General features: G+C 52.1%; 10 protein-coding genes. 2 read left to right on the top strand and 8 right to left on the bottom strand.

The features are described 5' to 3' along the window. Positions 1-342: 342 nt before the first annotated feature. Positions 343-3,819 (bottom strand): VPA1262 family N-terminal domain-containing protein, encoded by a 3,477-nt coding sequence (locus tag SH302x_RS05025; protein ID WP_479367632.1) that lies wholly within the window; start codon positions 3,817-3,819, stop codon positions 343-345. 361 nt (positions 3,820-4,180) lie between these two features. Next, a complete protein-coding gene (locus SH302x_RS05020; RefSeq protein WP_479369241.1) occupies positions 4,181-4,438 on the bottom strand; it encodes a transposase family protein in 258 nt (85 codons plus the stop codon). A gap of 315 nt (positions 4,439-4,753) precedes the next feature. Here SH302x_RS05020 and SH302x_RS05015 point away from each other — a divergent pair, with 315 nt between their 5' ends. Both SH302x_RS05015 and SH302x_RS05010 read left to right on the top strand, forming a co-directional pair. After that, a complete protein-coding gene (locus SH302x_RS05015) occupies positions 4,754-5,833 on the top strand; it encodes a hypothetical protein (RefSeq protein WP_479367631.1) in 1,080 nt (359 codons plus the stop codon). A 91-nt stretch (positions 5,834-5,924) separates the two neighbouring features. Beyond that, the gene (locus tag SH302x_RS05010; RefSeq protein WP_479367630.1) at positions 5,925-6,542 is read left to right on the top strand and encodes a hypothetical protein; all 618 of its coding nucleotides are present in this window, start codon (positions 5,925-5,927) and stop codon (positions 6,540-6,542) included. Positions 6,543-6,921: 379 nt separating this feature from the next. Here SH302x_RS05010 and SH302x_RS05005 read toward each other — a convergent pair whose 3' ends face one another. The 6 genes from SH302x_RS05005 to SH302x_RS04980 all read right to left on the bottom strand — a co-directional run bounded on the left by SH302x_RS05005 (position 6,922) and on the right by SH302x_RS04980 (position 13,216). Next, positions 6,922-7,983 carry a replication initiator protein A gene (locus tag SH302x_RS05005; protein ID WP_479367629.1) on the bottom strand — a complete coding sequence of 354 codons (1,062 nt, stop codon included), beginning with the start codon at positions 7,981-7,983 and terminating at the stop codon, positions 6,922-6,924. A gap of 269 nt (positions 7,984-8,252) precedes the next feature. Further along, positions 8,253-9,005, bottom strand: a complete 753-nt coding sequence (locus tag SH302x_RS05000) for a hypothetical protein (RefSeq protein ID WP_479367628.1) — start codon at positions 9,003-9,005, stop codon at positions 8,253-8,255. 179 nt (positions 9,006-9,184) lie between these two features. Then, the gene (locus SH302x_RS04995; RefSeq protein ID WP_479367627.1) at positions 9,185-10,615 is read right to left on the bottom strand and encodes a hypothetical protein; all 1,431 of its coding nucleotides are present in this window, start codon (positions 10,613-10,615) and stop codon (positions 9,185-9,187) included. A 31-nt stretch (positions 10,616-10,646) separates the two neighbouring features. Continuing rightward, a complete protein-coding gene (locus SH302x_RS04990) occupies positions 10,647-11,165 on the bottom strand; it encodes a hypothetical protein (RefSeq protein ID WP_479367626.1) in 519 nt (172 codons plus the stop codon). An 11-nt stretch (positions 11,166-11,176) separates the two neighbouring features. Continuing rightward, a complete protein-coding gene (locus tag SH302x_RS04985) occupies positions 11,177-11,761 on the bottom strand; it encodes a hypothetical protein (RefSeq protein ID WP_479367625.1) in 585 nt (194 codons plus the stop codon). Positions 11,762-11,767: 6 nt separating this feature from the next. Beyond that, a complete protein-coding gene (locus tag SH302x_RS04980) occupies positions 11,768-13,216 on the bottom strand; it encodes a TraM recognition domain-containing protein (RefSeq protein ID WP_479367624.1) in 1,449 nt (482 codons plus the stop codon). Positions 13,217-13,330 lie beyond the last annotated feature (114 nt).

Here is a 13,330-nt window from a genome sequence, read left to right as displayed (position 1 = left end):
GCCCGAACTCGACGACGGTGGCGAGTGAGAGGTGATCGCACGGGTACTGGATGCGAGGCAGCTCGTCCGCCTTGGCAATCAGCGATACATCCCAATGCTGCCGGCGGGACTTCGATAAATCCTTATGGGTTGGATACTCCTTCTGGACCCGGCATATCCGAATACCTCCGATTGTTTGGTATCGCTCATCCTCTTGGATTGCCTGGTAGAGACGGGAAGCAAAACGATAATGCTGGCCGTGCTCGGTAGGTACGGATGCATCAAGAACTCTTCGCAGAAAGCGACAAGCTCATTTCGGGTCAGGTCGATAGCTTCGTCATTCGTTGGCATTGCAGCTTGCTTTCATGCACCAGGATAACGGTCATCCCACCATGCCATCAGCGAATCCCGCGCAGCGTCGAGGTTCGCGGCCAGGTTCGGCAGTGCTGCCCTTCGAGCCTCAAAGGAAGCGACGAGATAGTTTCGCGTAGGACCATTGCGAGGCCTTTCGCACAAACTAGGGGACGACGCCGGGTTCTGCGTCAAGTTGGGCAGGTCGGCCGCATGGGCCTGGGTTAGGTGGTTCGACCCGAGTATGCCATGCAACCTCCAGAGTTCCGGTATGGTTGCACGAATGAGCACATTGTCCCAGTCCGTTCGGGCCGGAGGTGAAGTAGCGGGGTCATCAATCCACGCCGAGAGTTTTTCAACAAGGGCGGCGAGAAGGCCCTGCAAATCACCGTACCTATGCCAAAGTCCCGGTCGGAATTCGCGTAAACACCAGATGATTTCCGGCAACACGGCCTGCATGGCGGTGGGACGGTTTGCCGCTGATGCGGCATTCACTACCTCGATGCCGAGTGTCATCCCCCATAGAAGTGCGGTGACCTGTTCACTCCATTTCCCGTATTCGCGGGTGGGGTACAGCGGCGTATCGACTGCTCTGAAATTGAGGCGTTGTAGGATGTCCCCGATATAACTTACTGGCGTTTGATTACCGTGGACGTGCCAGTAGGACCGGGCAAACGCTTCACGGACCGCCACGTTGTCCCACGGTGGACTGTTTGATGATCTCTCTGGCACAGCAGCGTTTCGGAAGTGCAGGTTCTGTGTAACCCTGTCAACGCACCATTGATGCAATTCGATCGCAACGGCCGGATCCGGGATGAGGTGTGCGAGCGCACCGACACGCACAATGCTGTGGAGCGGGCCGTTGGTCGAGAGAATCCCGATGAGCCGTTCCAGCGACTGGGCGTCAAGCTGCCGAGGTGCTTGAGCGATACTTGCAGTAATTGACTGATGAAGCTCGGCTGCCGAACGGCTACCTGGTACGGTGAGCGAAAGCTCGGCGAGGTAGCGGTCGAACTGCGAGATGTTGGCCGCTACCATCGCAGCCTCAATCGCCGCGATCCGTGCCCCGGGCAGGGCGAGGTTATCGAGTGTCCGGTCCCATAAGAGTGTGACACCAAGTGCTACGACTCGTCCGTTGCCGGACCGGAGGAGAGCTTGGCTTTGCGCTTGAGTAAGATTGCTGGCTTCCGCCGCAAGCCAACCGGTAATACAACTGCCTCCTACCTCTTCGGCGACAGCGACGAGACGTTCCGGGGCCAAACGCCACAGAATGCCGGCGGCAAATTGTAAGCCTGATGAGCCCCGAGGCTCCATGTCCATCGGCGCGTTCATGTTAATGTAGTGATGGACACCATCCAGGCATTCGGGGAATAGTGCTGGTCTCCGAACGTCGAGAGGGCCAGAAACTACAGGGGTGGGCGCAGAGCGGAGGACATCACGTAGTGCGACTTCGGCATGTGGGACGACGGCCATGTTAAAAGCATATTCCGTCTCGCCGAGTCCTCCGTGGTACGCCCATTCTCCGAGGGCGCGGAGGACTTCCGCAGCGCGGTCACCAGCCGATAGAACGGCAAAGACGCACTTCGCTGCCACTTCCGCGTGCTTCGCAGTCGGCACCTTCCAAGTGGTGCTTCCCGAGGCAGCGTCTGGTTCGAGTAGCCCTTGAGCTACGGCCTCACTGAGCCGCTTCTCGGGGGAGAAATCTGGGAGCAGTATTTTCAATACGCGAGGACCTGCCTGGAATTGAACCATTTCTGGCCTTGCAGGTGGTGACTTGGTCGCCTGTGGTGTTGGCTTCTCCCATAGAACTTCTGCGCGTAGGTTGGTTTTGCCTGGCACCTGTCCTCGTTGGAGTTGGGAAAGATGGTCGGCAACGGCGCGTCCAACACCGGGATCGACAAGCGTGACCAAAAGTGGATACCGCCTCGCCACCATGCTTAGCGAATTTGTCAGACTCCACACCTCGCGTGCCTCACTGCTCAGCTCTACAACCACATTGCGATCATGAAATTGCTGCCCCTTCCCGTCAGCATGGGAGACATTCAATACACGCACCTTAGCAGGCAGAGCGTTTCTGTGCTGATTGCACGCCTCAATTAGGGCAGCAATCGGCTCCTCCGGAGGAGACGCGGTGGGTTTCAGGCACCAGTCGGCGATGCTCACTACCCAGTTGTGAATAGTGACCTTTAGGCTTCCCTTCCACCACCGCTCTGATTGTCTCAAATCGGGCCGGTCATGGCTCGACAGCAGCACCACTTCCGGGACCTCTCGGACGCGAACCAGCAGCGAGTTTATCGCCGTCTTGTCGAGGTAAGGGTCGGCGATTAGAACTTTCGTCACCCCATGCCTATTGAACATGCCAGCCAAGAATAGAATGGTTTCGACGTGGTGTTCATCTCCTGCCGGAAAGAACCTTCCAGGCCCGGCCGCTGGTCCGAGTTGGTGGATTATTGCCCTCTTTTGATCCTCCGCTGCAACCCACGGGTCATTCTTGTATCCGCCGACCACAATCTGCGAATGTGAGACTCCCGTCGCGGCCGCAACTCTTTGCCGGAGCGGCACCGGCAGACCACGGTCCCATGCCGTGCTAACCGCCCTTGACGGGTCGTTCATTGCGAGATTGGTGCCAATAAGTCTCATCACCCACTCGTCTTGACGTGCTAGCAGACGGCCGTCCGCCTCGGCCCACACAGACAATTCGTATGAGGAGATAGGTTCGGATGCCGTGAATCGGAGCGGCGGTAAACCAGGTGCCGGCCAACGCTTGATTTCATCGAGAACGAGTGTGCGGCCATCCCGCGGGTGTCCGTTAAAAAGGCGGCACCCGATGAGTAACGGTGACAGGGCCGAGAGGGGCGGCTCGACCCACACTACGACGGAGGCTCCGGCATTGTCCGTCGGCCGCTCCGGGCGGTGGCACAACCCGTCGGGCTGATCGTAGGAGCCGAGCAGGTAACGCATGTCTTCAAAGTTGCCGAACCGCCCGGCGTCATGGCCCAGGAAGTCGATGCCTGTTGCGTCGCTTATACAGTTGAGGATGCGAACAAGACACTCTTCGCGCTCGTCAGCGGGAAGTGCCGCATGGGACGCAAAGGCGTCGAGGAGTAAGTCAGCCTTTGTCTGCCAGTGTGTAGCGGGTCGTGTGAGTTGATCGGAAAGGGAGACTGGTACTCCAGCCGAGTCGGCTGTGGGGAGGGCGGACAGAACGTCGGGTCGGGGAATCAGCCCACCGTGTTGGACTGCTACTGTTTGATGATTAGCCAGGGTGATTGTGGTCGATGCCTGTGACAGGTTACCTCGAAAGACCAAGACAGCAGCATCATCGGCTGCCAACTGGTATTCGACCAAGTTAACGCCACCGTTAAATGTGCCAATCTGGTGACGCCTCCAGTGCGCGAATGCGGACAGTCCATCCGCGCGTGTCGAATACCCATACAAGAGCCACGGGACTCCGCTTAACTCTGCGCAATAAAGGCAAACCCAGTTCATCAGAAACCTACCGTTTACAACTCATATCCGACCTTGGTTAAATGTAACGCCTTGAACTCGGGCGGCAGTCCATGATGGTGCGGATGGAGATCAGATTCACCCCAACCGCCTCCGAAAACCTGACCGTCACCGGCTGACCTCCCGCGACGTCTCAAGAGGCGACTGGTTTGGCCTCGTTCGCCGCGTAACATCGCTGTTCGACTAAATTATACCGGCATCCGTCATAGGCGACGGTCTGTGGTCGGACTCGGAATCGCAGCGGAGCAGAATAGAGGGACGGTGGAATCTGGCAGTGGGAATCTGGGCCATTGGTTCCCACCACGGGATACTCGGCGGTACGGTTGGAAGGCTGCGAGTCGCTTCAACACCACCTCAACAGGCATGCAATGCCACTGCAATGAAATCGAGCCAACAAGATGCGAAAGCAATTTTCCGATGGCGGTTTGCGTTTGCCCCCCAACCAGTGCCAGACTCGCGTTTCTTGAGTCCTGACCCACTGCGAGATGGCAGCGCAGCCAGTTGCACCACTGAGAAGTCCACAAATGACGGCTGCGAGCATTGCAGCCAAAGGATGGCGTCGTCCCTGTCGCCCACGAGGATCAGGGAGTACTGCTAGCATTGCCAGCAGGCTTCCCGAAATCGGGGCTTGCAAGATTCTATCTCCGTAGAGCGATTTCACATTCCATTAAACACGCAAATCAATACTACGCACCAACTCCCACATAGTCAAATATTGCGCGACCCGGGTTAAATTAGGGCTTTCAAAAGCCCTAGGGCGGGTTTCCGTCAATTTGATCTAGTGGAGGGACGTGGTACCTTCTGCGAATATTGGAAGCGTTTGGAGGAACACCGGTTGCATAAGGCAGTGAACTCCTTTAGGATACAAAATTGCGCGATTTTGATACGAAGCTACCTTAACCTGCGGTTTTTGCCCATGATTACGGCCGAATTGCTTGAAGATGTCAGTAAAGAGGTCAGGACCGCAGTCGGCAAATCGAGCGGAACTTTTTTCGGTAACCGTCTCAACGACATTGCCATTGATCAGATGAAGCTTAGTGAAAGTGTCTTGACAACGCTTAAGCGGTTAATGCAAACTGGTCGTTCTGCCGATATTCAACGTTTTTTTTGGTTCAGGTTTCAGATCGACTGGACTGCTACCGTCGCCGTGCGACAGCAAGTGTTGCGAAACGGTAAGTTTGCTCAAGTGGTTAAATCTTCTCTGAACCCTTTAGTGCACGATATGCGTAACATAGAAGAGTTACACGTATCCGATCCTGAGATGTTGTGCAGCTTAGATATAGAGTTTCATGCATCCTTAGCAGAATTAGGTGGATTAAAAGCGTGGGCAAGGTTTGGACGTGAGCTCAAACTAGACTCAGCCTTTCCCTGGTTGGCGGAACTTCTCGCAGATGAGTCCAAGAATCATCCGTTGTGGTTGGCACACGATGATTTGATTCGGGCAGTTTTGAATATTGAAATCCCGGTAAGGGAACTCCGAAAACTTGTTGACACTCATTCAACGAAGGGGGCATGGCAGAAATTTGTATTGCAGTTTGCTCACGCACGTGCTATTGAAACTATAGTCTCACCACCGGTGCCGGTGGAATCAGACGGTTCGGAGGTGACCGTGGAAGATCAATTCATGGAAGAATTACTGCAATACTATTTCAAACGGGCTGAGGGGATTATTGGCAAAGTTCCCTTTAAACTGTACGAAGAAATCAAAGGGCGTTTGGGCTCCATGCTCGAAGACCGACAATACCTCCCGATCAGCATGTTTGACGCGATCGTGGATCGCACCATTTGGGAGCATCAAAACAAGGGTCACAAGACTCTATTAAAATGGGTTGAGTTTGTAGATTCTGAAGGCCGGAATCGAGTTCGATCAGAATGTCTGGCCGTTGATCCAAGCCAACAAGAGGTTACGGAAGCGAAATCTCAAGTTCCCGACCCCAGAATGGTATCAGTTGAAACTTATCTGCCATGGTTAGAGCGAAACGCTATTACCCGTTAATGTATCGTATCTCTACGTTACAACGTGTTAACGAATCGCAATGCTTTGTGACAATGTCGGCAGACAACGATACCTTGGCTTACCGTCGAATATGTACACCCTTGAGATTGAACTTCACCCAACGTTTCCTGATCCCGATAGGTGGGATGAGAGAAAAAACGGTCCAAAGCCTCCGAAGAACGCTCATAAAAAACCTAATAAGATTCACGGCCGACTTCCATATTTTGAACATATGTTGATTAAGGCTCATGACGGACAGAATTGGATCAAAGTGCCGATGATTTTTGATACGGGCTCAACTGTTTCCTTGCTGCCTTCTCCAGTAAACAAACTTCCCACAGGCGATAAAATCCCCAAACTCTGGGCCGATAAGTCGAAACAATACTTGCTGAAAGTGAACACTCCTGATGAAACGTTTGACACATCTATTAGAACATTCTTCTTAAAGTTCGAAGAGCATGCACCACAAATTCAACTGAGAATGGGGTTTCGTCCTACCATCGCTAGAGACGAGTTGAAGGATTACGAAAAGAAACTGAAGGATGTCGTGGTCGGCGACCCACTTCCAGTTCACCCAGTGTTCGGACTACTTTCATTGTTTGACGTCATTAAAGAATTTAATATTCATTTCTATCAAGCGAAGAATCAGTTCTATATGAAAATTACTCAGCGAGAGAAACAAACAGATCTGACGGTTGGAAGCACTTAGGGACAACTAACATTCACGTCAAAGTCACTCGATCTCTTCTTCAAGTCCATCCTCATTCTTGGTGAGCTCATTTCGTCGACGCTCAGCGGTAGTTTGAATTGCCTGCTAATAGGCTAACTCAGTTTGGAAGACATCGTGCTTAGGACTTCGCCTCAACGGGCGGCGACGGTTTCTCGCTTAAATCCAAAGTCGATGAGGTGCCCCAGGTTCAACGGGGCACGGTAACACCTAGCGTAGTTGGCTGAAGTCATTCGGTATGAATAATGTAGCTACTCTTGGTTGCAATTTTTCTTGACGTAACTTGCCTGCACGCTCAAGCGTCCTATCGCGTTTCTTCAATCACCTTGTTGCACCCGTCAAGCTCAGCTCTCAGACGTTATTACATGTTTGATTGAACTATCCCGCCGATTCTTTTCTGAAACCATTTCTTACAGAAGCCTATGAAGGCTGCATCGGGATCGCGTGGTGACTCTGTAATCCAGCTCCGCCACTCTCGCTCAAGCACGTAGATGTCAATTCCAGGGGCTACCTTCCTTGCTTCGTCGTATGTGTTAGGCATGAGCGGCAGTACGAATGCACTGGTCTCAGTCTGCGGTTCATGCATCGTTCCTCGGTTGCGAAAATGAATCATGTCGCTATCGTCGATTGAGATCGCATAGTCCGGCATGTGGGCATGATCGGCGTCCTCCTCAGCTATCGTCGCAACTAACCTGCGGAATTCTTTCAGCGTGGATGCTGAACCGCACTTTTTCTGAAGGGTCTCTAGCGATATGCACCATTCGTTCTTCTGGCCGCAGTGCTTCCGTGCAATTTCATATATTCGTCGCTCCAGCGGTTTACGAAGCCGGAAGTAGTTTCGATGCAACGTCAACACCTCCGAGCCCATCACCGCATTGAACACCCAATCAGACAAGTTAATCTTTAACTCAAGCATCCGACCCGATTCGCAGTGTCGGATTATCCGCCAACTATCAATCAGTCCGAAACCCTCTGTAATCTCATCCCCGCCGGTCTTCAGGTTGGTTTTGATACGCGTTCCACTTAAGCGATCAAACGCTGCCACAAGCTGCTCATATCCCCGGCCATCAGTCTTACGATTGGTCGCAATAAGAAGATCGTATGCTTTGAGGTGCAACGTTCGTTTGGGTTCGCCGCCTGCATTCATCTTGGCGATGAGCTGGCTGATGCAGTAGATTAGGATGTCCTTATCGTGAATGGTGGCCAGCCCTTGTGCACTTGGTGAGACGGTGATGGATATACTGTTATGCTGGTACTCCCGTATACGGGTATCCGGTTTGGTCGACAAGCTAAAGATCGGATGCTCCATTGATCCGAGATCGTCTTTCGGGATCGCATCCGTTACATCGCAGATAAAGAAATCGTCGATGGGATAGCGATCGGGAAGTAGCGGTGTCTTGAGTTTCGTGTTTTCACCCACCATAGGCGACTTATCGTGCTTTCACACACCAATGTCAAGCGCTTTGTGTTTTCACCCACCGACAGTCTGCTTTCGTGCTTTTACACACCCTTCTTCGTGTAATTACCCACCGCCTTTCGTGCTTTTACCCACCGATCAAAGTCAGTCGTCCATATCTTTGAGTACCTTAGAAGCCGCTATCCACAGCGTAACACATTATTAACACCTATTTAACACACAAAGCAACCTCAACGTTGCTGTGGATAAGTTTGATTTAGGACCAGCGTTTAGCATCAACGCGGGTATTTGAAAACCCAGATTTCTTTCATGCGATCGGTCGGCTTCAACTTGCCTTCGAAGATCTTGGTCTTGCGACCATACTTTACGACGATCGTATAGGGTGTATCGTCAGGAACTCCTCGCTCTGTGTAGTTGTCGAGAGAAATCGTGTACGTGGCAGACTTCGGTACTGACGTAAAGATGATGTTCTCGCAGGGGTTTGCCATGAGTCCATTGGCATTGGCGTCCACATCCAAAGTTGCATGTTCACTCTGCTTACAAGCGAAGTGTATATGACGAGCATCATTGTTGGGGAAAAATCCAAACATAGTTTGATTTCGAGGTAAAGTGCGGCCTTTGGGGACATACGACACATGCAGATCAAGATCGTCGTCCCCATCGAATATAAGTGAGATTCGAATTGGGCCCTCCAATGCGCCTCCAGCGGCAGCGATCCTGCTATCGACGGCTCGGATAAGTTGTGATTCAGCGAGTGAATTCGCACTCTCGATTGCATCATTAGCTGCCATGGCCCCTACGTCTGTTCCCAATTCAACCGTTGTCGGAAGGAGATCAGATAGATCAACGGGCATTTCTGCAAGTTGAGGCGTTTCCAGGGGCACTTCAAGAGGTTGGGTTTTCATAGTTTCAAATTCTTCGATCGCCGAAATATCGACGCTGTCAGACAGATCGAATGACACTTCGGATTCCATCCCATCGGAGATCCTGAGATCTAAGACGATGCCAATGTCTTTTCGTGCATGCATCGTGATTGCCGCCAAAAGAAGGATAACGCAAAGGTTTACACTAATAGCCCAGTAGTATCCTTTGAGCTGGTGCCGTTGCTGCGGAGTAAGGCTATTCCAGAGGTGCTGGATCCGCCGCGAAAGGCTACGTGGTTTGTAAATCCTACGTGAACTGGCCGCTTGCAAGTTTACATTCATAGCTAGTGCTCCTTTGGTCCGGTAAGAGTTAAGTCGTAGACCCGCCCCTGCGAGGAAGTCACTTGTCTGGGTCTTTGGCCATTGGGTTCTTTCGAAACACATACTCGTAGTCGCTTGCTTTGCTCAAGAGGCTGAATGATGCCACGATAGACTTGCTGCTGAGTTTCCTTCATGATTACGATGTCGAACTCACTTGCATTCGTTCCTTCCTTGTAGGTGCCACTGGACAGAATCTTGTCATTTCTAGTCCAAACAAAAGTGCCGATACCTTCTTCCAGGCTTGTGAAGATCCATGACTGTGCATTTGAAGAAGCAACTGCTTCAGAATCGATCTGGTCTATCGACCAAGTCGAGCCTCGGCCGTTGGAAGGGTCGAAGCCAACGAAGTCTTCAAGATCCGAAGTCAGGACGTCGTCACGTTCGGTTTTGTCGGGCCTGCTTTGTGCCCAAAGATCGAATTGTTCAGTGCTACCACTGGTCCCTTCCAGATGCATGCCATCCTTGCTCACCTCCAAAGTAATGGTCATCGGGGAATTGCTGTACCAAGGCATGTAAGTCAGAAACGTCCCAAATCCGCTTCCTTCGCTTTGGGGCGTCAAGATCAGGCGCGGAGGATTGTTCACCACCGTACCTGCAAATTTTTTGCTGGTTCTAGGCGCTTCCAGCAAGGTAAGCTTCGCTTGAATGTTAGTGCCGCGATCACGAATTTCGCTAATCGACAAGCTCATTCGCTTGGACGCTTGACCGGACATTTGGCAAGTACCGAGGTACGTCTTGCCGCGACGAAGATCAAACACGGCAGCATCCATAGGAGGCGATGGATTTGGCACTGCTCTGGCGAATGGACTGTGTGCAAAGTCGGGAATGCTTTCTGGTATTGGTACGGGTAGCATTCGCATATTCGATTCGAGAGTGCTCGGAGTCGAGATTGGCGGTTGCGTTTCCAATAGCGACGACATGAGAGGCTGTGAGGCCTGGAGATCTGAGAAGTCCAAATGCTCACCTTCCATATCAAGTCCCCGTTCGTGCGGGACCTGCTCAGCCAGCATCGTGGCAACTTGGTTGGTCTCCTTTTTTTGCAGTGAAGGTGATAGGACGCGTTGCGGTGGACTGAAAGTTGGACTAGGTACGTACGCAGAAGCGTTTTGCATGGTGGCCGATTGCAGCGGTATGGGAGCGGGTTGAACGCAGCCGCGGAACAGTAGAAAGCTGCCGAGCATTGCTGCCAGCAATGCGGGCGCAGAATGGATGAGGATCGAAATCAGCGTCGTTGCCGCTGCTACTTTCGCAGTAGTTCGCATGCCATCGCCGATTGTAGCACCGGAATGTACGACTGATCGCGAGGTCCGCTTCGCCCGGCTTGTGGCTTTAGCTTTACGATTTCTCGTGGGTCGATTCGCCCTATTGTTTTCCAGTAATTCTTCAATTTTCATGATTGGCTCCAGAGGTGAACTGAATGTGAAACTAACGACTTAGCTCTTGCTCCTGGCTCATCTGCGGTTCATAGGATGCAAGTTGATTCATGAACCCCGCCAAAATGGCCTTATCGGACTGAGACTCCGTAGCCTCCAAAACAGAAGGTCCGTGGACAGTGGAAGTCGACGGAGACACTTCGGTCGCCTGTGGGCCATGAGCGGTAACTTGCGGCGCCGTGGGGCCAGTAACCACCGACTGGTTCTTCGATTGTTTATCAAATTCAGGAGTGGCCGCCTGTTTGTCCTGAGCGTCAGGTTGTTCTGACCGCGGTGCTTCGGCCGGAGACATCGAATGGGAATACACCGGCGCTGCATGGCCGTGCAAAGCCATATTGGCTAGCTCCGTCGCTCCATGCTGCAACCATTTGCCGAACGTTCCTTCATAGGGGACGCTCAAGCCCTTGAGAATAGCTTTGCTAAGGGCTTCAATATTGCGCCCTACTCGCTCTCCCAGGGAGGCTTTCTGATTTTGCTTTTGATCTGTCTGCTTACTACTTCGCTTGGACATGAAAACACCCCTTAATGTTTAATTCGGTGAGACCACTGCGAAGCTTCTACTTGCGAGTCGATCCAAATCTGCTTTTGCCGAGCATCTCTCGCAATGATCCAGGCGTGACCGATGGCAATCCAAACGCACATCGCGGAGTACCAACCACTTTGGATCGGACATCTCAGGCACCGAAACATCACGCTAAGCAGAATGGCCATCGCAATATCTGAGATCACTGCCGCATGCTGCGGCGTCAGCCTGCCTAAAAACCAATCAAAGAGCCCGATACCCGGCTCGTATGAATGAAATCGTACGCCCTGCAGTTGCCGGATAGCGCGTACCACGCCGTGGACTCCGAACCACATGCCACTAAGGCCTGCAGTTACACGCCACTGGATGAAATCAACAGCTTGGGTGGCTTGAACATTCACCTCGTAGTACCAAGCACTCAATGCGATGCCGACCGCGAACATCCAGCCATAGAACCAGTCACCGGTCGTACCGGGAAGTCTCGACCAGATTTGAACGGTGCGACTGAGGCTAAAAATGATCGTAAGACCAATGCTCATCCCGTCTTTGAGATTTACTAGCGATTCTTGTTTCTCTCCAGGCATAAGAAGTTACCTTTGTGCAAAAGTCACCAAACGATAGGGAAGCCCTGTTTCAGGGAAGATACGTCCAGCAATATATGCGTCGACCAAATAATGAGGTGGCCCACCACGCCGCAGATGTAGAAAGTGATCTGGTGGCACGCGATCGGCGTAAGATGTCGAGGCTCCGAAATTGAAGGCTGATTGACCGAAAACAGACTCCATCAAACTGCCGTTGTCCTGTCCAACTTGCTGCGACTGCTGGCTGAAGTTGTAGAACTGCTCCTTATGCTGACCAAACATGGTACTGAAGAAACGATTGGTAACGTCCATGCACGAATTAGCTAATACAAACTTGGTCCCGTAATTAGCTATCAGCGACTTCATTTGCGTTTCCGCTTTTGCATCACCTCCAAAGCTAGTGGATAGCAGCGGGAGATTTTGAACCGCGGACCAGAAGGACAGTCCATGACTTCTGGCAACGCTATGCGCCAGCGTTTCAAACTGTGGATCTGCTGCCAGCAACTGGATCTCGTCGCGGACAATGAGCGTAAAGTGTTTTGGACGTACCTGACGAAGAGCGGCCTCGATCGTCATCATTGAGATCAGGGCCTGGGCTAACTGCGCCTGAGGGCCATACACCAGCACCGGGAAATCAAGCACGGCATAGACTTGTCGCAATGGCAACTTCGGCGTAAAGTCCGATTTCGAACTGCAGAAAGTTTCATAGAACGGCGAGAGTAGGAATGGACTCAGGACACTGCTACACTCCTGGACGCCAGCGGCGCGGGCTTTCTCTCCGAGGCTATTCTGGATCTTAAGGTAGAATTCAGCCGCTCGCGTAAACGATCGGATATCTGCTGCAGTAGAGACGTTAGCTTCAGCATGTTGTAGGATCTTCCAGCAGGGGGAATCCAGAAATGTCTTAGCTTTCGCCGCTTCAATAGAGGCTGGCGATGTGGAGATAACTTGATAGATATGCTCGAGCGTTGATTCTCGGCCATAAGCATGCCAAACGATGATGGCAGCAAAGTGCATGTAATCAAAGAACAAGTTCTTCCAGAAGTTCTTTTCTGAACCGTCACCCGAAGTCCGATTGCGTAGATCATTTAGGCGCTGGAGCAGGCGTGTAAGGCTTTCGGGGCTGCCCCCTACTCGCCCCATTTCATAGCCAGCGACGTTGAAATGAAATTTGCCCAGTTGGAGATGAAGCAGTCGATCACGCATCGAAGTGGATTCTACTAGATCACAGATCCACTCAGCTTCGTCTGCTTTCACGCAGCAATGCAGGCCGCCTGGCTGGTACTGATTCAGGACCGCTTCAAGCAAAATGCGAAGTACGCTGGTCTTCCCGGATCCTGTCTCGCCACACAGAAAGAAGTGGCGACTCAGGTCTTGCGCTGTTATACCCAGGTATTGGAGAACGTCAGTGGTAGGATGTCCTGCTCCGTTGCAGAGTGCTTGTAACCATTGAAACATAGACGCTTCCTGCGGAAGTGTTGAATATTCAAATAGTTAACAGTCTTACGTAAAATTAAACGAAAATCTGCGTGGCACGCCGGGAAAGCGAAATCGCGGATCTTAGCCATGTTA

Source organism: Njordella calcicola, from assembly GCF_056494125.1.
The sequence above is the reverse complement of the archived record's forward strand: the minus strand, read 5'-3'. Positions and strand labels throughout refer to the sequence as shown.